General features: G+C 71.6%; 20 protein-coding genes and 1 riboswitch. Of the genes, 10 read left to right on the top strand and 10 right to left on the bottom strand.

The annotated features are described in order from the left end of the window. Window positions 1-3: 3 nt before the first annotated feature. The 5 genes from IFT90_RS02625 to IFT90_RS02605 form a co-directional block, all read right to left on the bottom strand. On the bottom strand, window positions 4-222 hold the full coding sequence (locus IFT90_RS02625) for a helix-turn-helix domain-containing protein (RefSeq protein ID WP_192040846.1): 219 nt from the start codon (window positions 220-222) through the stop codon (window positions 4-6). 226 nt (window positions 223-448) lie between these two features. Then, window positions 449-934, bottom strand: coding sequence for a hypothetical protein (locus IFT90_RS02620; RefSeq protein WP_192040845.1), 486 nt, complete (start codon window positions 932-934; stop codon window positions 449-451). 56 nt (window positions 935-990) lie between these two features. Continuing rightward, window positions 991-1,443 carry a hypothetical protein gene (locus tag IFT90_RS02615; RefSeq protein ID WP_192040844.1) on the bottom strand — a complete coding sequence of 151 codons (453 nt, stop codon included), beginning with the start codon at window positions 1,441-1,443 and terminating at the stop codon, window positions 991-993. 22 nt (window positions 1,444-1,465) lie between these two features. Then, window positions 1,466-1,693 carry a hypothetical protein gene (locus IFT90_RS02610; RefSeq protein ID WP_192040843.1) on the bottom strand — a complete coding sequence of 76 codons (228 nt, stop codon included), beginning with the start codon at window positions 1,691-1,693 and terminating at the stop codon, window positions 1,466-1,468. Further along, complete coding sequence (locus IFT90_RS02605; protein ID WP_192040842.1) at window positions 1,690-1,938, bottom strand: hypothetical protein; 249 nt, start codon at window positions 1,936-1,938, stop codon at window positions 1,690-1,692. Before IFT90_RS02605 ends, IFT90_RS02610 begins: the two co-directional genes overlap by 4 nt. A gap of 460 nt (window positions 1,939-2,398) precedes the next feature. Between IFT90_RS02605 and IFT90_RS02600 the strand changes: the two genes are divergently transcribed. After that, a complete protein-coding gene (locus IFT90_RS02600) occupies window positions 2,399-2,914 on the top strand; it encodes a hypothetical protein (protein ID WP_192040841.1) in 516 nt (171 codons plus the stop codon). Further along, a complete protein-coding gene (locus IFT90_RS02595) occupies window positions 2,907-3,392 on the top strand; it encodes a hypothetical protein (protein ID WP_192040840.1) in 486 nt (161 codons plus the stop codon). The genes IFT90_RS02600 and IFT90_RS02595 overlap by 8 nt, the downstream gene beginning before the upstream one ends. Window positions 3,393-3,949: 557 nt before the next feature. On the opposite strand, the gene IFT90_RS02590 is transcribed toward IFT90_RS02595, so the two are convergent. Both IFT90_RS02590 and IFT90_RS02585 read right to left on the bottom strand, forming a co-directional pair. After that, window positions 3,950-4,933, bottom strand: coding sequence for an aldose 1-epimerase family protein (locus tag IFT90_RS02590; RefSeq protein WP_192040839.1), 984 nt, complete (start codon window positions 4,931-4,933; stop codon window positions 3,950-3,952). Between the two features lie 112 nt (window positions 4,934-5,045). After that, entirely contained in the window at window positions 5,046-5,894 is an 849-nt protein-coding gene (locus IFT90_RS02585) for a DeoR family transcriptional regulator (RefSeq protein ID WP_192040838.1), read from the bottom strand. Window positions 5,895-5,984: 90 nt separating this feature from the next. Between IFT90_RS02585 and galT the strand changes: the two genes are divergently transcribed. Together galT and galK are read left to right on the top strand one after the other, a co-directional pair. Next, on the top strand, window positions 5,985-7,085 hold the full coding sequence (gene galT / locus IFT90_RS02580; protein ID WP_192040837.1) for a galactose-1-phosphate uridylyltransferase: 1,101 nt from the start codon (window positions 5,985-5,987) through the stop codon (window positions 7,083-7,085). After that, window positions 7,085-8,329 carry a galactokinase gene (gene galK, locus IFT90_RS02575; RefSeq protein WP_192040836.1) on the top strand — a complete coding sequence of 415 codons (1,245 nt, stop codon included), beginning with the start codon at window positions 7,085-7,087 and terminating at the stop codon, window positions 8,327-8,329. Before galT ends, galK begins: the two co-directional genes overlap by 1 nt. A gap of 112 nt (window positions 8,330-8,441) precedes the next feature. Here galK and IFT90_RS02570 read toward each other — a convergent pair whose 3' ends face one another. Together IFT90_RS02570 and glyA are read right to left on the bottom strand one after the other, a co-directional pair. Continuing rightward, complete coding sequence (locus IFT90_RS02570) at window positions 8,442-9,335, bottom strand: bifunctional methylenetetrahydrofolate dehydrogenase/methenyltetrahydrofolate cyclohydrolase (protein ID WP_192041402.1); 894 nt, start codon at window positions 9,333-9,335, stop codon at window positions 8,442-8,444. 320 nt (window positions 9,336-9,655) lie between these two features. Then, window positions 9,656-10,987: a serine hydroxymethyltransferase gene (gene glyA, locus IFT90_RS02565; RefSeq protein WP_192040835.1), complete on the bottom strand. Its 1,332-nt coding sequence runs from the start codon at window positions 10,985-10,987 to the stop codon at window positions 9,656-9,658. A 63-nt stretch (window positions 10,988-11,050) separates the two neighbouring features. Continuing rightward, window positions 11,051-11,135, bottom strand: a riboswitch (ZMP/ZTP riboswitch). A 185-nt stretch (window positions 11,136-11,320) separates the two neighbouring features. Here glyA and clpS point away from each other — a divergent pair. Together clpS and IFT90_RS02555 are read left to right on the top strand one after the other, a co-directional pair. After that, window positions 11,321-11,623: an ATP-dependent Clp protease adapter ClpS gene (gene clpS, locus IFT90_RS02560; RefSeq protein ID WP_123547824.1), complete on the top strand. Its 303-nt coding sequence runs from the start codon at window positions 11,321-11,323 to the stop codon at window positions 11,621-11,623. Next, window positions 11,623-12,081 carry a DUF2017 domain-containing protein gene (locus IFT90_RS02555; protein ID WP_192041401.1) on the top strand — a complete coding sequence of 153 codons (459 nt, stop codon included), beginning with the start codon at window positions 11,623-11,625 and terminating at the stop codon, window positions 12,079-12,081. Before clpS ends, IFT90_RS02555 begins: the two co-directional genes overlap by 1 nt. 55 nt (window positions 12,082-12,136) lie before the next feature. Here the strand turns inward: IFT90_RS02555 and IFT90_RS02550 are convergent, their stop codons facing one another. Next, window positions 12,137-12,322, bottom strand: a complete 186-nt coding sequence (locus tag IFT90_RS02550; RefSeq protein WP_123547822.1) for a PspC domain-containing protein — start codon at window positions 12,320-12,322, stop codon at window positions 12,137-12,139. A gap of 160 nt (window positions 12,323-12,482) precedes the next feature. On the opposite strand from IFT90_RS02550, the gene IFT90_RS02545 reads away from it, so the two are divergent. The 4 genes from IFT90_RS02545 to IFT90_RS02530 all read left to right on the top strand — a co-directional run bounded on the left by IFT90_RS02545 (window position 12,483) and on the right by IFT90_RS02530 (window position 16,928). Continuing rightward, window positions 12,483-13,361 (top strand): hypothetical protein, encoded by an 879-nt coding sequence (locus IFT90_RS02545; RefSeq protein ID WP_192040834.1) that lies wholly within the window; start codon window positions 12,483-12,485, stop codon window positions 13,359-13,361. 160 nt (window positions 13,362-13,521) lie between these two features. Beyond that, the gene (locus tag IFT90_RS02540; RefSeq protein WP_192040833.1) at window positions 13,522-13,941 is read left to right on the top strand and encodes a hypothetical protein; all 420 of its coding nucleotides are present in this window, start codon (window positions 13,522-13,524) and stop codon (window positions 13,939-13,941) included. Window positions 13,942-13,968: 27 nt separating this feature from the next. Next, window positions 13,969-15,663 (top strand): ABC-F family ATP-binding cassette domain-containing protein, encoded by a 1,695-nt coding sequence (locus IFT90_RS02535; RefSeq protein WP_192040832.1) that lies wholly within the window; start codon window positions 13,969-13,971, stop codon window positions 15,661-15,663. After that, window positions 15,660-16,928 (top strand): SGNH/GDSL hydrolase family protein, encoded by a 1,269-nt coding sequence (locus tag IFT90_RS02530; RefSeq protein ID WP_192040831.1) that lies wholly within the window; start codon window positions 15,660-15,662, stop codon window positions 16,926-16,928. The genes IFT90_RS02535 and IFT90_RS02530 overlap by 4 nt, the downstream gene beginning before the upstream one ends. The last annotated feature ends 8 nt before the right edge of the window (window positions 16,929-16,936 follow it).

Genomic DNA, 16,936 nt, shown 5'->3' with positions numbered 1-16,936 from the left:
GGCTCAGCGCTCGGGGTTGACGGTGCAGGCTGCGATGTACTCGTCGAGCTGGTCCTGGCTGAAGAGTGTGCGCTTGCCCAGACGAGTGCAGCCGATCTTCTTCTCTCTGACGAGGCGCTGGAGAGCTCGGGCACTGACACCGAGGTAGGACGAGCCGGACTCGTAGTCGAGCCAAGCACGGGCGCTGGGTTGCGTTAGGGCGGGGACGTTGCGCTGGGGCATGAGTGCCTCTCCGACAGAGGCCGCCAACGCACAAAAAAAAGAGCGCACGTCGATGGCCTCTGTCCAATCAGAAAATTGGAAGAAAAGCCACTCGCCTCGTACGCCCTGGGTCTGAAAAGACCGGATGAGTGTCGTTAGTGGGTGTTGCGCGGGTTCACGTCAGTTACGTATAGGTAGTCGGTGGGTACAGCTTAGCGGCCATGGCAGCCGAAGAGGGCCGAAGGGCCTAGAGGTGTGCAGCTGTGAGTTGAGCAACACGGTCGGCTAATCGCATGAGTTGTGGCCGGTCGCCCGACGTGGCTGGCGGAGCAGCGACCGTGACAGTGGCCCCGTGCTCGCTGCTGGTGAGGTCGACGGCTCGTAATAAGTCCATGCCCCGCCACGGAAGCGACGCCCGGTGTGAGTGCGGGAAGAACTGATCCTGGAGGCGTGCAGCCACGTCCCATCCGTCCATGCTCGCTAGCTCGCCCCGCGCATTCCAGATGGCCATGCGCACGGCAGCCTCGTGTGGCAACCCGGTCGCCTGCACGCGCATGGTGTGGGCCAGCGGTGTGTCAACCAGTGCCGTTTCGAGTTCTACTAAGCGGACGAACCGGACTGCAGTCGCAGCTGGCGGGTACAGCACCGCGCCGGACTCCGGGAGCGTCGAGTAGTCCTCCCAGTAGCGTTCAAGCGCCGTGTTACCGCTAGGCCTTAATATGGTCGTGTTCATTCTGTTGCCTTTCTGTCGCCCTGGTTCATGCCTCCTGAGCCAGGGCGGCGGTCTGTTCAGAGGGTGAAGGTGCCCTTGATGCGCAGGGCCGGGTAGTTGGTCATCATCTCGTTCAGGGATGCGTACGGGTCGGCGCAGCGGTCTGCTGCCCACTCGGCCTGGTCGGCTGCTCGTTCGAGCGCGCTGATCTGCGCCTCCGCGTCGGCGCGCATCCGCTCGTAGCGCCCTGCGGCGTCGGTGATGTCGACGCGGGTGGTCGCGGTACCGAGCAACGGCATCTCGAGCTCGTCGAACATCGCCTGGGAGTGCTTCGAGGCCTTCGCCAGGTCGCCTGCCGCCCGCTCCAGGAGGCTGTCAGCCTGCACGACGAGGTTGCGCTCGTACGGGCGGACCACGTCGAATGCGGCGTCGTCGATGCGCTTGACATTCTCGTTCTCGGCGGCGGTGTTGTCGTAACTCAGTTCGCGGACGGCCTTTCGGGCCTCGTCGGGGCTGAGGCCGGGCATCATCACGGGAATTGTCGTTCTCCTTCTACTTGCGAGGGCGCTTGCGCGCTTCTTTGGCGAGAGCCGCGATACGGCTCTGGGTGGTGGTGCGCTCGTCCTCCTGGGCCAACCGCCCGGTGAAGGCAGTCTCGGTGCGGACGATCTGCTCGCGCAGGTCATCGGCGGCGTCGCGCAGCGCGATTGCTCGTTCGCGCAGGCGGCGGGCGGCGCTGGGGCCGGACGACGCCGGGTAGGGCGGTAGGGCGTTGGTCATGGTGTGTCCTTCTGTGTGGGGCGGGGGCGTCCGCCGGTGAGGGTGGGGTGCAGGGTGTCGGTCACGCCGGGGAACACGAGGCCCATGGCCGCGAGCATGTCGTTCAGGGCCTGCCGCACGAAGTGCGCCCGGCTGACACCGCTGAGCTCGACCAGCAGCCGCAAAGCGTTGTCGGCCTCGGGCGAAATGGTGCAACGCAGCTCTTCGGTAAAGCCCAGAGGGTCTGGCCCACGGGTGGTGGTCATTGTCGTTCCTATCTCGGCACTATATAAACCGTTGCCGTTGGGTCACTTGCTTACAATACAAACCCTAGCCGTTTAGCAGCGTGCGCCGCTTGACAGAGCGCCAAAGCTAATATGGGAAGCAACTCGACAGCTTGTCGACGCCATGAATCGACTGTGTTCTGCGGCATTGGCTGTATGAGCCGTAGCCTGTTAGCAACAGGAAGGAACACCATGACCAAGCGCCCCAACGACAACATTCCCACCGAGCACGGCGGCTACCTGAACGACCCCTACCGCCGCCCAGACGGCACGCGCCGCCCCCAGACGACCGCTGAGCGCGCACGGGCGCTGCGGGCCGAAGGCATACGAGCCGGCGAGACACCAGGGCGACAGTCACGAGCTGTCCGACGCGGGCGGTTGCGCTAAAGCTGGTCGAATGACGCGGGTTCAATGAGACGCAGTCCGACACTATGATCACCATGTGACCCAGGACCCCGAGAAGCGCAGCGCGCCTACGCTGCACTTTGCCGGGCGCAGACTCGTTATTGGCCCAAAGGTCTGGATAGGCCTGGCAGTCGCTACGGCCATCGTCGTAATCGGCGTTACCAGTTACCCCAAGGACCCGACCACAGGAATTCTTGTCGGCGTTTCGGGCGTCCTAGGTGCCATTCTTGGCGCTCTGTTTCAAACAGAGCCAGCACCCGTCGACCACAGCCCTCAGGCCGTCCGAGCAATGCGGGATCTCATCGCTTTGGCGCAGAGCATCGAGAAGCTTCAAACTGTCGCCACGGGCGCAGCCCAGTTGCCCAGCAACACCCAAGTCAAGCTCGCCATGGTCAATATCCAAGACAAGCTTGGAGAGACGGCGAAGGCTTTGTATGACGCGACGGCCGAGTGGGAAGGCATCGCGCCGGGCGCGGTTGCGGAAGTGCAGGCTCTAGAAAGCGCGGGCTCAGATGCTCTCGCCCGTTGGTCGAAAGGGACCGAGAATGAATGACGGCCAGAACTCGCTACAAAAGAGCGAAGCCATTCGTGGCCAGATCGCTGAAGTGGTCAGTGACCGCGAGGTCATTTTCAATCGAGGCAGCCAACACGGAGTTGAAGAAGGGGCCTACTTTGCGATCCTCGACCCCGCCACCAACGACTTGACCGACCCCGAGACAAACCAGAGCATGGGCAGCTTCCGACGAGTCAAGATCGTCGTGGTGGCCGCAGAAGTCGCACCTCGCTTCACGCTGGCCAAAACCTTCAAGGTCCGCACCGTCAATAAGGGCGGGACCGGCTCATCAATACCGGCCCTCATGGCAAGCCTCAGTGCCCCCAACTATGTGGAGCAGGTCGAACGGTTGCGTCTCGCAGAAGATGCACCCCGGCCCCTCGACCCAAAAGACAGCATCGTGCACCGGGGCGACCCCGTCGAGGAAGTCAGCCCGGAAGATGCTGAGGACGTGAAGTCCATCGCCGTCTGGGAGTAGCCGAGTTCAGCGCTACGAACCCCACGAAAACCCCACAGACCTTGCCGCACCGACACCGACCGAACGCAACCGAAGCGCGCCATTGGAAGCCCGCCCGCAGGTCTCGCATCGCTGCAAACTAGGGAAAATCCGGTCTTAGTCGGCTCGTAACGGTAGCCACGCGTCACCAACGGTTTGTAACCGGGCACGCTCTTTTAATCCGCGGGTCGTGGGTTCGAGCCCCACGGGGCCCACGATCGACGAAGGCGACACCCAGATCCACCGGGTGTCGCCTTCGTCGTGTCGAGGACGCGCGTATGGCCGGCCGCGGACGGCGGAGACGAGCGTGCCCCCGACCGGCGGAGCCAGCGGGGGCACGGTGCACCAGGAGCGGCTCCGGTCCCCGGATCAGGTGGGGATCGGCGCACGGACCTCTCGGCGACTTGTGTTCGGTAACCAGCCGAACGGATACACGCTAGCGCCCGAGGCCCATGAACGTGTCAGACCGCCATGGCTGCCTGCGTTTCGTGGACAAAAGGGCGTCTGACCTGTTTTCGCAGGGTGCGAACCTGGTCGCCTCAGGCCCGGTCACCCGCGTCGGCCGGCCCGTCGGCGGCATCTGCATCGGCCCCCGCGGCGAGCCGCCGGATGCCCCACGCCGCCGTCCACCTCTCGCCGGGCTCGAGCCAGAGGAGCCCCTCGCCGGTCGCGAGCGCGTTCGGCGGTGCCGTCATCGGCTCGACCGCCACGGCCAGCCCCTCGACCCCCGCGCGCGGGAAGTTCCGCGGCGTGAACACCTGCACGTACGGGAACGCCTCGTCCTGCCAGAGCTCGGTCGCCGTGCCGTCGGGCGCCGCCAGCCGCGTGCGGCGCACGCCGTCGGCGCCGGGCTGCACGTCACGGTAGGGGGTGTCGAGGTCGAGGTCGCCGAGGCGGGGCCCGCCACGGAGGTCGGCCGACGTGCCCGCCACGGGCGACGTGCCGGTCGGGATGCCGCGCTCGCTGACCTCGTACCGGGTCGCCGCCTCCAGCGTGATCGTCAGCGTCGCCGGGTCGTGCTCGCCGACGCGCAGGAACGGGTGCGAGCCGACGGCGAACGGCGCACGGGCTGCACCGACGTTCGAGACGGTGTGCACCACCCGCATGCCGTCGGCGATGAGCTCGTGCCGCACCGTCGTCTCGAGGGTGAAGGGCCAGCCGTGCTGCGGGAACGCCGTCGCCGCCAGCGTCACCGCGTGCGGCTCGACGTCGACCGCCCGGTACGCCGTGTACCGCAGCAGCCCGTGGCTCGCGTTGCCCTTGGCCGGCTCGGTGAGGTCGAGCTGCAGCTCGCGCCCGTCGAGGGTCCAGCGGCCGCCGTCGACGCGGTTCGGCCAGGGGAACAGCGTGATGCCGCAGGCCGACGGGGGCGTCTCGTCCTCGGCGAACGTCTCGGTCAGCGCCTCGCCGTCGACGGCCAGGGCGCGCAGCCCGGCGGCGACCTCGGTCACCGTCGCCGTGACGACGCGGCCGTCGGCCTCGAGCCTCAGCTCGTGCTGGTGCCCGGTGGGTGGGGTCGTCATGGTCGTCCCTTCGTCGTGAGCGTCGCGACCGTGGTGAGCGTCGTCGCAGGAGGTGCGGGTGCGGACCGCAGGAGCCGCAGCCGTGCCGGTGGCCGGCACCGCGCCTCCGGCGTCAGCCTGCCAGGTCGTCGGCCGACCCGGCCGGGCCGGGACCGTCGTCGGGCAGCTCGGCCTCGACGACCTCGAGCCCGGCTCGCCGCAGGGCGTCGACCTGCCCGGCCTCGGCGTCGGCGGTGATGAGTGCCTCGAACCGGTCGAGCGGGCCGATGACGCCCAGGTGCGCCTCGCCGAGCTTGCCGCCGTCGGCGACGATGTACGAGCGCCGGGCGGTGGTGGTCATGAGGCGCTTCAGGTCGGTCTCGGGCAGGTTGACGTTGGTCGCGCCGTGCTCGGCGTGCACTCCCGTGCAGCCGATGAACGCGAGGTCGGCGGTGATCGAGCTGAAGACGCTGGTGGCCAGAGGGTTCACGAGCGAGTGCTGCAGCGGCCGGAGGGTGCCGCCCGAGACGATCACCGTGAACCGGGGCACAGCCTGCTCGAGGGCCAGCGCGATGGTCAGCCCGTTGGTGACGACGACGACCCCCTCGAGGTCGTGACGGTCGAGCAGGGCCAGGGCGATCTGCGTCGTCGTGGTGCCGACGTCTATTACGACGCAGTCGCCCGAGCGCACGAGCGAGGCGGCAAGGACGCCGATCGCCTTCTTGGCGTCGGTGCCGACCGCGCTCTCCTCCTCGAAGGGGCGCTCGACCGGCCGGTCGACGGAGAGGGCGCCGCCGTGGACGCGCGACAGCAGCCCCTCGGCGGCGAGGCTCTCGAGGTCGGTGCGGATCGTCACCTCGGAGAGCCGGAACTCACGCGCCAGCTCGGAGGTCGAGACGAACCCGCGACGGCCGACCAGGTCGGCGATGCGCCCGCGCCGACGCTCTCCGGGCAGCGGGGCGTCGTCGGGGTTGCGGGTCACCCCTCGATCTTCGTATGCTTTCACCTGCTTTCGCAAGTGCAAGTCGCGGGGGCGTCCGCAGGCCCCACCCCCGCCCCCCGAGGAGGCACCATGGCGTCGATCGCCATCCGCCCGACGACACTGGCCGACGGCCGTGAGCTCATCTACTTCGACGACGCCGACACCTCCCTCGGCGCCGAGCGTCGTGCCGACGCGCGCGTGCTCGACCCGCGCCCCGAGACCGCCTCGATGCGTCAGGACCCGCTCACGGGCGAGTGGGTCTCGATCGCGGCCTCGCGCCAGAACCGCGTGTTCCTGCCGCCGGCCGAGCTCGACCCCCTGGCCCCCGCCTCCTCGACGAACCCGTCCGAGATCCCCGACCTCTACGACGTCGCCGTCTTCGAGAACCGCTCCCCGTCGTTCGGCCCGACCCTCGACGGGCCCGACGCGCCCGCCGGTCTCGCCGACCTGGCCGAGGTCGGCCTCGGCCGCACGCGCCGCAGCGTCGGCCGCTGCGAGGTCGTCTGCTTCAGCCCCGAGACGCACGGCTCGTTCGCCGGCCTCAGCGACTCCCGAGCGCGCACGGTCGTCGAGGCGTGGGCGCACCGCACCGAGGCCCTCTCGGCCCTGCCCAGCGTCGAGCAGGTGTTCCCGTTCGAGAACCGCGGCCAGGCCATCGGCGTGACCCTGCACCACCCGCACGGCCAGATCTACGCCTACCCCTACGTGACGCCGCGCACCTCTGCGCTGCTGCGCAGCATCGACGCCTACGGCCCCGACCTCTTCGCCGACCTGCTCGAGAGCGAGCGCAGCGGCCCGCGCGTCGTCCTCGCCGGCGAGCACTTCACGGCCTTCGTGCCGTTCGCCGCGCGCTGGCCCATCGAGATCCACCTGCTCCCCCACCGCCACGTGCCCGACTTCGCGGGCCTGACGAGCGACGAACGCGACGAGCTCGCGGTCATGTACAAGCGCCTCCTCACGGGCCTCGACGCCCTCTACGGCGACGAGACGCCCTACATCGGCGCCTGGCACCAGGCTCCCGTCAACGTCGGGCGCGACACCGTCCGACTGATGCTGCAGATCACGTCCCCGCGACGTGCCGAGACCAAGCTGAAGTTCCTGGCGGGCTCCGAGGCCGCGATGGGAGCCTGGGTGGGCGACCTCGTGCCCGAGGTCCAGGCCGACCGACTGAGAGAGGCGATGACGCGCTGATGGACACCACCCCCGACACCGCAGGAGGCGCTGCCCGCGCCACCGAGACCGGCCACGCCCGCGACTTCGCCTCCGTCTTCGACACCGCCGTCGCCGGACGGTGGTCGGCGCCCGGCCGCGCCAACCTCATCGGCGAGCACACGGACTACAACGACGGCTTCGTGTTCCCGTTCGCGATCGACCGCCGCACGGTCGTGACCGTCGGCGTGCGTGACGACCGCCTCCTCCGTGTCGCCAGCACCTTCGACGAGAGCGTCCACGAGATCTCGCTCGACGAGCTCGACCCGGCCCGCCTGGCCGGCTGGTCCGCCTACGTGTTCGGCATCGCCTGGGCGCTCTCCGTCGCGCCGACGCGCGCCGCATCGCCGTCGTTCGCCGCCGCCGGCGGAGACCTCTCGACGATCGACCTGTCGACGGTGCCCGGGCTCGACCTGTTCGTCACCTCGGACGTGCCGATCGGCGCCGGGCTGTCGTCGTCCGCCGCCCTCGAGTGCTCGGTCGCCGTCGCGTTGACCGAGCTCTGGGGCCTCGACGTGAACCGCGCTGCCCTCGCCGCCGTCGGCCAGCTGTCCGAGAACGAGGCCGTGGGCGCGCCCACCGGCATCATGGACCAGTCCGCGTCGCTGCTGGGCCAGGCCGACTCGGCCGTGTTCCTCGACTGCCGCAGCCTCGACGCCGACGTCGTCGACCTCGGCTTCGACGCGGCCGGCCTCGAGATCCTCGTCGTCGACACGCACGTCGAGCACGCCCACGCCACGGGCGGCTACGTCGACCGCCGCACCTCGTGCGAGCGCGGCGCCGAGGCGCTCGGCGTCAGCTCGCTGCGCGACCTCGACGTCGACGACCTGACCCGCGCCGCCGAGGTGCTCGACGACGAGACGTTCCGCCGTGTGCGCCACGTGGTCACCGAGAACCAGCGCGTGCTCGACACCGTGCGCACCCTGCGCACCGACGGCGCCGTCGCCATCGGCGCGCTGCTCGACGCCTCCCACGTCTCGATGCGCGACGACTTCGAGATCTCGGTGCCCGAGCTCGACCTCGCGGTCTCCACCGCCCAGGCGGCAGGAGCCGTCGGCGCGCGCATGACCGGCGGCGGCTTCGGCGGCTCGGCGATCGCGCTCGTCCGCTCGGCCGACCGCGATGCCGTCGCATCGGCCGTGACCGCCGCGTTCGCGGAGGCCGGCTTCGCCGCGCCGACCGTCTTCACGGTGCACCCCGCCGAGGGCGCGCGCCGCGACGCCTGACACGACCCGCACGGCGCGAGCGCGACTTACGCGAAAAGGGACGAAGTAGGGCTGGGCCCGCCCCTACTTCGTCCCTTTTCGCGCATCTCGCGCGCGCAGCGGGCGCGGCGCCTCAGGCGACGCGCTCGGCGGCCTCCACCACGTTGGCGAGCAGCATCGCGCGCGTCATGGGGCCGACTCCCCCGGGCACCGGCGACAGGGCGCCCGCCACGGCGGCCACGCCCGGGTCGACGTCGCCGCGCAGCTTGTACTTGCCGGTCTCCTCGTTGAGGACACGCGTGATGCCCACGTCGATCACGGTCGCTCCGGGCTGCACCCAGTCCGGCTTCACCAGCCCGGCCACCCCGGCGGCGGCCACGACGATGTCGGCCCGGCGCACCTCCGCGGCGACGTCGGCCGTGCGCGAATGCGTCAGCGTGGCCGTCGCCTCGAGTCGCGTCAGCAGCAGCCCGAGCGGACGCCCCACCGTCAGCCCCTGGCCGACGATCGTCACGTGCGCGCCGGCGATCGGCACGTCGTAGGCGCGCAGCATCGCGACGATGCCGCGCGGCGTGCAGGGCAGGGGCGTGTCGATGGAACCCTTGCCCCCGGGCACGGCGAGCACGAGCTCGCCGAGGTTGACGGGGTGCAGGCCGTCGGCGTCCTTCGCGGGGTCCATCAGCTCGAGCATCGCTGTCGGGTCGATGCCCTCGGGCAGCGGGAGCTGGATGATGAAGGCCGTCACGGCCTCGTCTGCGTTCATCGTCTCGATCGCGGCGCGGATGTCGGCCTCGGACGCCGTGTCGGGCAGATCGATGCGGATCGACTCGATCCCCACCTCGGCGCAGTCGCGGTGCTTGCCCGCGACGTACGACAGCGAGCCGGGGTTGGCCCCGACGAGGATCGTCCCGAGCCCCGGCGCCGTGCCGCGCGCCTTGAGGGCGTCGACCCGCTCGCGCAGGTCGGCCTTGACGGTCGCGGCCAGGGCTGTGCCGTCGATCTTGACGGCGCTGCCCGGCCCGGCGATCAGCGGCCGTCCCTGCTCGTCGACGTCGACCCCGACGGCACCGGCAGGCGAGGGCCCCGCGCCGACGGCGGCACCACCGGAGCGCACGACGCCGGCGCCAGCACCAGCACCGGCGACCGCGGCCGCACCGGTGACCGCGGCCCCACCGTCAGCAGCACCGGCACCGGCAGCACCGGCCGCACCGGCCGCACCGGCAGGGGCACCAGCCGCAGCGGCACTCGGTGCAGCAGCAGCATCAGCAGCAGTCGCACGGTCGGCTGCACCGGCCGGCTCAGGGGACGAGGAGGCGCCGGTCGCGTCGACCGGGCCCACGCCCGCACTCACGCGTAGAGCGGGAACGCGTCGGTCAGCGCCTTCACCCGCGCGGCCAGCGCGGCGATGTCGGGCTCGGGCATCAGCGTCGCGGCGATGATGTCGGCGACCTCCGCGAACTCGGCGTCGTCGAAGCCGCGCGTCGCGAGTGCGGACGTGCCGATGCGGACGCCGGAGGTGACCATCGGCGGGCGAGGATCCCACGGGACCGAGTTGCGGTTCACGGTGATGCCGACCTCGTGCAGCAGGTTCTCGGCCTGCTTGCCGTCGACCTCGCTGGCGCGCAGGTCGACGAGCACGAGGTGCACGTCGGTGCCGCCGGTGAGCACGTCGACGCCGGCCGCCTTCGCGTCGGCCTGCATCAGGCGCGCGGCGAGGGCCTGGGCGCCGCGGATGGTGCGCTCCTGGCGGTCCTTGAACTCGGGCTCGGCCGCGAGCTTGAACGCGGTCGCCTTGGCGGCGATGACGTGCATCAACGGGCCGCCCTGCTGGCCGGGGAACACCGCCGAGTTGAGCTTCTTGAAGAGCGGCTCGTGGTTCGACAGGATCACGCCCGACCGGGGACCGGCGAGCGTCTTGTGCACGGTCGACGAGACGACGTGGGCGTGCGGCACGGGCGAGGGGTGCAGGCCGGCGGCGACGAGCCCGGCGAAGTGCGCCATGTCGACCCAGAGGTACGCGCCGACCTCGTCGGCGATGGCGCGGAATGCCTCGAAGTCGAGCTGGCGGGGGTAGGCCGACCAGCCGGCGATGATCACCTTGGGCTGGTGCTCGATCGCCTGGCGACGCACGACGTCCATGTCGATCAGGTACGTCTCGGGGTCGACCTCGTACGCGACGGCCTTGTACATCTTGCCGCTGAAGTTGAGCTTCATGCCGTGGGTCAGGTGGCCGCCGTGCGACAGCTCGAGGCCGAGGATCGTGTCGCCGATGTCGGCGAGCGCCGCCAGCACGGCGGCGTTGGCCTGGGCGCCCGAGTGGGGCTGCACGTTGGCGAAGTCGGCGCCGAACAGCGACTTGGCGCGCTCGATGGCGAGGTTCTCGGCGACGTCGACGAACTCGCAGCCGCCGTAGTAGCGGCGGCCCGGGTAGCCCTCGGCGTACTTGTTCGTCAGCACGGAGCCCTGCGACTCGAGCACGGCACGCGGCACGAAGTTCTCGGAGGCGATCATCTCGAGGTAGTCGCGCTGGCGGCCGAGCTCCTGCTCGAGCACGGCGGCGATCTCGGGGTCGACCTCGCTGAGGGGGGCGTTGAAGGTCGAGGGCAGCTTCTGGCCGGCGCTGGTGCCGGCCGCAGTGGTGCCGGCGGCGCTGGCGGTGGACTCTGACTGGATCGTCATGGCGGGTCTCTCTCTACACGGTCACGGGACGAGGGCGGCACGAGGTGCCGGTTCTTCAGGTGGTGAGGTGGCCCAGGCGTACGGCCACGTACCGTGTGTGCGTCGCTCCCCGATGGTGACCATCTGAACGCCAGTCGCGACCGGTCGATCATATCTCGGCGGGCTGGGCGGATGCGAGACCGGGGGCGTCGTCGGAGGCGTCCCGGAGGCGCTGGTCGAGACGCGCCGATCCGCACGATCGACGTGGCAGTCGGCCCTCGTGACAGCCGGTCGCCCTGACGCCGGCAGACCAGACGGTTCGTTCTGTCGGGCGAGCCGTGGCACGCTGGTGCGGTGACGCAGACCCTCGACGACACGCGCACCGGGACCGAGACCGGCGAGCGCCTCCTCGTCGCGCCCGACGTGCCCTGGGTCGTGCTCGTCTGGGATGACCCGGTCAACCTGATGTCGTACGTGAGCTGGGTGTTCCGCAGCTACTTCGGCTACGCGGCGGCCGAGTCGGAGCGCCTCATGATGCAGGTGCACACGACCGGCCGCGCCGTCGTGGCCACCGGCCCGCGCGAGGCGATGGAGCGGCACGTCGAGGCCCTGCACGACTTCGGCCTCTGGGCGACCGTCGCGAAGGCCGACGAGTGATGCCGTTCCGGCGTCGTGGCGACGACCTGCTGCTCGACCTGCCCGAGCACGAGGCGAGGCTGCTCGGGGACCTCGTCGCCCAGCTCGTCACCGTGCTCGAGGGCGGCGACCCGGGCGACCCGGCCGTGGCGCGCCTCCTCCCCTCCGCTTACCCCGACGACGAGGAGGCGGCGGCCGAGTTCCGCAGGTTCACCTCCGACGACCTCATCGCCCGCAAGCTCGCCAACGCGCGACGGGTGCTCGACGACGTCGCCGCGCCGACGGCCGAGCGGCTCGACGCCGCGGGGCAGCAGTCGTGGCTGCGGACGCTGACCGACCTGCGGCTCGTGCTCGGCAGCCGTCTCGGCGTGACGGCCGACGGGCCGGCGCCGAGCGACGACCCGCACGTGGTCGTCATGCACGACGTGTTCGACTGGCTCGGCTACCTGCAGGAGAGCCTGGTCCAGACGCTGGGCTGACCCTGCGTGCTGCGAGACCCGACCCGCTGCGGACCGTGGCCGGTCCTGCCGGGTGCTAGCGCCCCTCCTTCGGGAACACCACCCAGAGCACGAGGTACAACAGCACCTGCGGGCCGGGCAGCAGCAGCGACAGCACGAACAGCAGCCGCACGAGGAAAGGGCTGAGGCCGAAGCGGTTCGCGAGTGCGGCACAGACTCCGGCGATGACCTTGCCGCGGCGGGGACGAGTGAGGGTAGCCATGGGCCCACCCTGCCAGCCCGGGCTCGATCGCGGCTGGGTCGCGGCTCGGCAGCGGACGAGACGATCCCGAGGAGGCGCGGCGCGCGGCCTCGGGACGGCCAGCGCTGCCAGGATCGGAGGCAGGCCGCCGCCGAGAGCGGCCGACGACGAGGGGGAGCTCGTGGGGAGCACACCGGACCGGCCGCAGCCGGGAGCACCGCAGCACGACGGGCGAGGGCGGCCCCGTCAGCAGGAGCGCCGTCCGCAGCAGCGGCAGCAGCCCGCCGACGCCCTCCGCCGACTCGCGCCGTCGCCGGCGCTCGCGCCTCCGTCGGTCGACCGCCTCGTGCTCGCCGTCGCCGCGCTGCCCGTCGGCGTCGCCGCCTCCCTCTTCGGCGGCGTCACGCCCGGTCTCGTCGTCTTCTGGGCGGTCGTGGCCGTGTTCGCCGGCACGGTGACCGGCAGCCGCCGGCACCGCCCCGACGCCGTGCGTCTCTCCGTCACGGTCGGCGTGCTCCTCGTCGTCCCGACCGTCGCCCCCGGCCTGCCCGAGGCGTGGAACGTGCTCACCACCTCCGCCGGGGTGTTCTGCGGCGCCAGCCTCGGCCGCGTGCTGCGTGCCCGGGCGGACGCCCGTGCCGTCCGCGAGCTCGACCCGCCGACCCGGCCGGAGGACGTGCCGGGCCGGACCGTCCTCCGTCTCGAGACGGACCGCCTCCGGTGGGAGGCAGTCGACCCGTCAGCTCGGTTGCTGGAGAAGGCCGTCCGGAGGCTGCGCGACCAGCAGGCCTACCAGGTCGAGCTGCGGCGGGGGCCGGCGGGCATGTTCCTCCTGCGCGACCGAGGGACGCCCTACTTCGTGCTCCAGGCGGACGACGTCGCAGAGGGGCCGTGGCACGAAGCCCTCGACACGGAGACCGTGCCCGTCGAGGGCGAGCCGTACCCGCAGCTGCTCGGGGCGCGCGAGCTGCGACGCCGGTCGGTCGCCGCCGCCGCGCACTTCAGCCGGACGGGCGAGCGGACGCCGGAGTTGCCGTGGGGTCCGGTGCGGCCGCGGTGAGGGGTCCGGGTGAACGGCCACGACGCGTGCGACCGCGAGGGCGCGACACGGTGACAAGCCGAGTGGACGGACGGCCGTCGAGGCGGGAGGTGACGTCGCCCAGCCCTCGATCGGGTCCGACGCGAGCCCCTGGGCGGATGCTCGACACCGGGGAGCGCAGATGAGATCTCCGTCGCGCCGCAGGAACGACCTGTTCGTCGCGGCGATCGTGCTGGGCCCGCTCGTCGTGGGCGTCGGCCTGTTCGTCGTCGCCCCCACAGCTCTCCTCCGGTATGACGAGACGCACCGGATCGACGTGAGATGCACGGTGACGTCCGCGGAGGCCGGGGTCCGCTCCTCGGCGAACCGTCTCGGAGCGGGGAGCTCGCGGACCGAGGTCGAGATCCGCACCGACGACTGCGGCGTCCTGAGGTTGCAGGCGGGCGTCACCGAGGAGAACAGCGTCGAGGTCGCCGGGGGACTCGTCTCGGGCAGCGACTACTTCTTCGCCGTCGGCGAGGGATCCTGGTCCGCACGGGCCGTCTACGACACACTCGGCAAGTCTCCCCTCGTCTACGACTACGCACCCGTGGCGCCCTGACGGCCGACACCGGGCGAGAATGGTCCGATGAGCGCATCACTCGTGGCGAAGGACCTGGCCGGCGGCCACGGGCACCGCACCCTGTTCGACCACCTCGACCTCACGGTCGCGCCCGGCGACGTCGTGGGCGTGGTGGGCGTGAACGGGGCCGGCAAGTCGACGCTGCTGCGCCTCCTCGCGGGGGTGGACGAGCCGCAGGGCGGCTCCGTCGTGCTGAGCCCGGGTGACGCGTTCGTCGGCTGGCTGCCGCAGGAGCACGAGCGCGTGCCCGGCGAGACCGTCGCCGGCTACATCGGCCGCCGCACCGGCTGCACCCAGGCCGCCGCCGAGATGGACGAGGCCGCCTCCGCCCTCGGCGACGTCGACGCCGCCCCGCGCGCCGACGGGCTCGACCCGGCCGACGTGTACTCGACGGCGCTCGAGCGCTGGCTCGCGAGCGGTGCGGCCGACCTGGACGACCGCCTCCCGCAGGTCCTCGCCGAGCTGGGCCTCGGCGCTGAAGCCGCCGCCGAGGGCGCCGTGGGCCCCGACAGCCCGATGACCTCGCTCAGCGGCGGCCAGGCGGCCCGGGTCGGCCTCGCCGCCCTGCTGCTCAGCCGCTTCGACGTCGCGCTGCTCGACGAGCCCACCAACGACCTCGACCTCGACGGCCTCGAGCGGCTCGAGCGCTTCGTGCAGGGCCAGCGCGGGGGCGTCGTGCTCGTGAGCCACGACCGCGAGTTCCTCGCGCGCTGCGTCACGAAGGTGCTCGAGCTCGACCTCGCCCAGTCGTCGAACCGCGTGTTCGGCGGCGGCTACGACTCCTACCTCGAGGAGCGCGAGACCGCCCGCCGTCACGCCCGCGAGGCCTACGACGAGTTCGCGGACAAGAAGGCCGACCTCGTCGGCCGTGCCCGCACGCAGCGCGAGTGGTCGAGCCAGGGCGTCCGCAACGCGATGAAGAAGGCCCCCGACAACGACAAGATCCGCCGCAAGGCGTCCGCCGAGTCGAGCGAGAAGCAGGGCCAGAAGGTCCGTCAGATGGAGAGCCGCATCGCGCGCATGGAGGAGGTCGACGAGCCCCGCAAAGAATGGCAGCTCGAGTTCACCATCGGTTCGGCACCGCGGTCGAGCGCCGTCGTCGCGACGCTCAGCGGCGCGGTGTTCCGCCAGGGCGAGCCGGGCGACGAGTTCGTGCTCGGACCCGTCTCGCTGCAGGTCGACGGCGGCGACCGCATCGGCATCACCGGACCCAACGGGGCGGGCAAGTCCACGCTGCTGCGCGGGCTCCTGGGACGCCAGGCCCCGAGCGAAGGAGGCGCCAGCCGCGGAGCCAGCATCGCCGTCGGCGAGATCGACCAGGCGCGTGCGCTCCTCGCCGGCGACGAGCCCCTGGCGGACGCCTTCGAGGCGCTGGTGCCCGACTGGCCCCAGGCCGAGGTGCGCACGCTGCTCGCCAAGTTCGGGCTGAAGGCCGACCACGTCTCGCGCCCCGTCGACGATCTGTCGCCCGGCGAGCGGACCCGCGCCGGGCTCGCCCTGCTGCAGGCCCGCGGCGTGAACGTGCTCGTGCTCGACGAGCCGACGAACCACCTCGACCTCGCCGCGATCGAGCAGCTCGAGCAGGCGCTCGAGTCGTACGAGGGCACGCTGCTGCTGGTGACGCACGACCGGCGGATGCTGCAGACGGTGCGGCTCGACCGGCAGTGGCGCGTCGAGGGCGGCCGGGTGACGGAGTCGTGACCGGCGCCTCCTCGACCATCCGCTCGCGCTCGACGACCCGCTCGCGGCGCTCGTCGACGCGACGAGCCCTGCCCGTCGCGGGGCTGCTCGCCGCGGCCCTGCTGCTGACCGGGTGCACCGGCGGCGGCGGGGCGGACGACGGCGCGACGTCGGGCGCGACGGGCAGCGCCTCGGCCGCGCCCGACGCGGGCACCGGCCCGAGCACCGGCTCCGACGACGCCTGGGCCGCCTGGGACGCCGCCCTCGCCGACGTCGACGGGTCGCCCGCCCGGTGGCTCGCGGTCGGCGACTCGATCACCGAGGGGCAGGGCGCCTCGTCGGTCGACAGCCGCTGGGTCGACCTGACCCGCGACGCGCTGCGGACGGCCCACCCCGTCGACGGCGTCACGGGCGGTGTCGGCTACCGCCCGGCGGTGTTCGCGACGTACGGGCCCGACTCCCCCTGGGGCGACTGGGCGACCGACCGGCAGGGCGGCGTCGACCTCGACGGCACCTCGCCTGCCCTGGGCTTCCGCAGCCTCGAGCTCGAGCCCGGCGCACGGGTGAGCTGGCCGGTGACGGGCACCGACGTGGACCTCTGGTGGGCAGGAGGCGGCGGCTCCTTCACCTGGGACGTCGACGGCACCCGGCAGGGCCGGGTCGACACCGGCGACTCCTCGGCGTCGTCGTCCGTGACCCCGGTCGAGGACCTCGACTCGGGGCCGCACACCGTCACGGTGACCGTGGCGGCCGGAGACCGCTCGAACGACCCCGTCGTGCTGCACGGGATCGCCGCCTTCGACGGCGACCGGGAGCGGGGCGTGACCCTGTACGACTCGGCGCGGTCGGGCGCCACGACCGGCACCTTCACCGACGACCTCGCGGGCTGGCTCGAGGCGGTGGCCGCGGCCGAGCCCGACGTCGTCACGATCACGCTCGGGGCCAACGACCTGCGAGGGAGCAGCCCCGAGGAGTTCGCGGACGGCTACCGGGACGTCGTCGAGGGGCTGCAGGCGCTGGACGCGCCTCCTACCGTGGTCGTCGTCGACGAGTTCCCCGTGGCGGCCGGCCTGGCCGACACCGGGAAGGCGCCGATCGCCGACTACGCCGCCGCGCTCGACGAGGTCGTCGACGAGACCGGCGTCGTGTCGGTGTCGCTCGGCGACGCGCTGGCCGGTGCGGGCAGCACCGACCTGCGCAGCCTGCTCTCGTCGGACGGACTGCACCCGAACGACGCCGGCCAGCGTGCGATCGCCGCCTTCATGACGGGCGTGCTCGGGCGCTGACCCGCCTG

The organism is Frigoribacterium sp. CFBP 8766, assembly GCF_014841435.1.
Taxonomy (GTDB): Bacteria; Actinomycetota; Actinomycetes; order Actinomycetales; family Microbacteriaceae; genus Frigoribacterium.
This window is presented reverse-complemented; position numbering and strand designations above follow the sequence as displayed.

Coding starts and splice junctions, on each gene's coding strand:
- IFT90_RS02540 (WP_192040833.1), top strand. CDS start 13,522: ATGAGATCTCCGTCGCGCCGCAGGAACGACCTGTTCGTCGCGGCGATC.
- IFT90_RS02550 (WP_123547822.1), bottom strand. CDS start 12,322: ATGGCTACCCTCACTCGTCCCCGCCGCGGCAAGGTCATCGCCGGAGTC.
- IFT90_RS02555 (WP_192041401.1), top strand. CDS start 11,623: ATGCCGTTCCGGCGTCGTGGCGACGACCTGCTGCTCGACCTGCCCGAG.
- galT (WP_192040837.1), top strand. CDS start 5,985: ATGGCGTCGATCGCCATCCGCCCGACGACACTGGCCGACGGCCGTGAG.
- galK (WP_192040836.1), top strand. CDS start 7,085: ATGGACACCACCCCCGACACCGCAGGAGGCGCTGCCCGCGCCACCGAG.
- IFT90_RS02590 (WP_192040839.1), bottom strand. CDS start 4,933: ATGACGACCCCACCCACCGGGCACCAGCACGAGCTGAGGCTCGAGGCC.
- glyA (WP_192040835.1), bottom strand. CDS start 10,987: ATGACGATCCAGTCAGAGTCCACCGCCAGCGCCGCCGGCACCACTGCG.
- IFT90_RS02610 (WP_192040843.1), bottom strand. CDS start 1,693: ATGACCAACGCCCTACCGCCCTACCCGGCGTCGTCCGGCCCCAGCGCC.
- IFT90_RS02615 (WP_192040844.1), bottom strand. CDS start 1,443: ATGATGCCCGGCCTCAGCCCCGACGAGGCCCGAAAGGCCGTCCGCGAA.
- IFT90_RS02620 (WP_192040845.1), bottom strand. CDS start 934: ATGAACACGACCATATTAAGGCCTAGCGGTAACACGGCGCTTGAACGC.
- IFT90_RS02595 (WP_192040840.1), top strand. CDS start 2,907: ATGAATGACGGCCAGAACTCGCTACAAAAGAGCGAAGCCATTCGTGGC.
- IFT90_RS02535 (WP_192040832.1), top strand. CDS start 13,969: ATGAGCGCATCACTCGTGGCGAAGGACCTGGCCGGCGGCCACGGGCAC.
- IFT90_RS02605 (WP_192040842.1), bottom strand. CDS start 1,938: ATGACCACCACCCGTGGGCCAGACCCTCTGGGCTTTACCGAAGAGCTG.
- IFT90_RS02625 (WP_192040846.1), bottom strand. CDS start 222: ATGCCCCAGCGCAACGTCCCCGCCCTAACGCAACCCAGCGCCCGTGCT.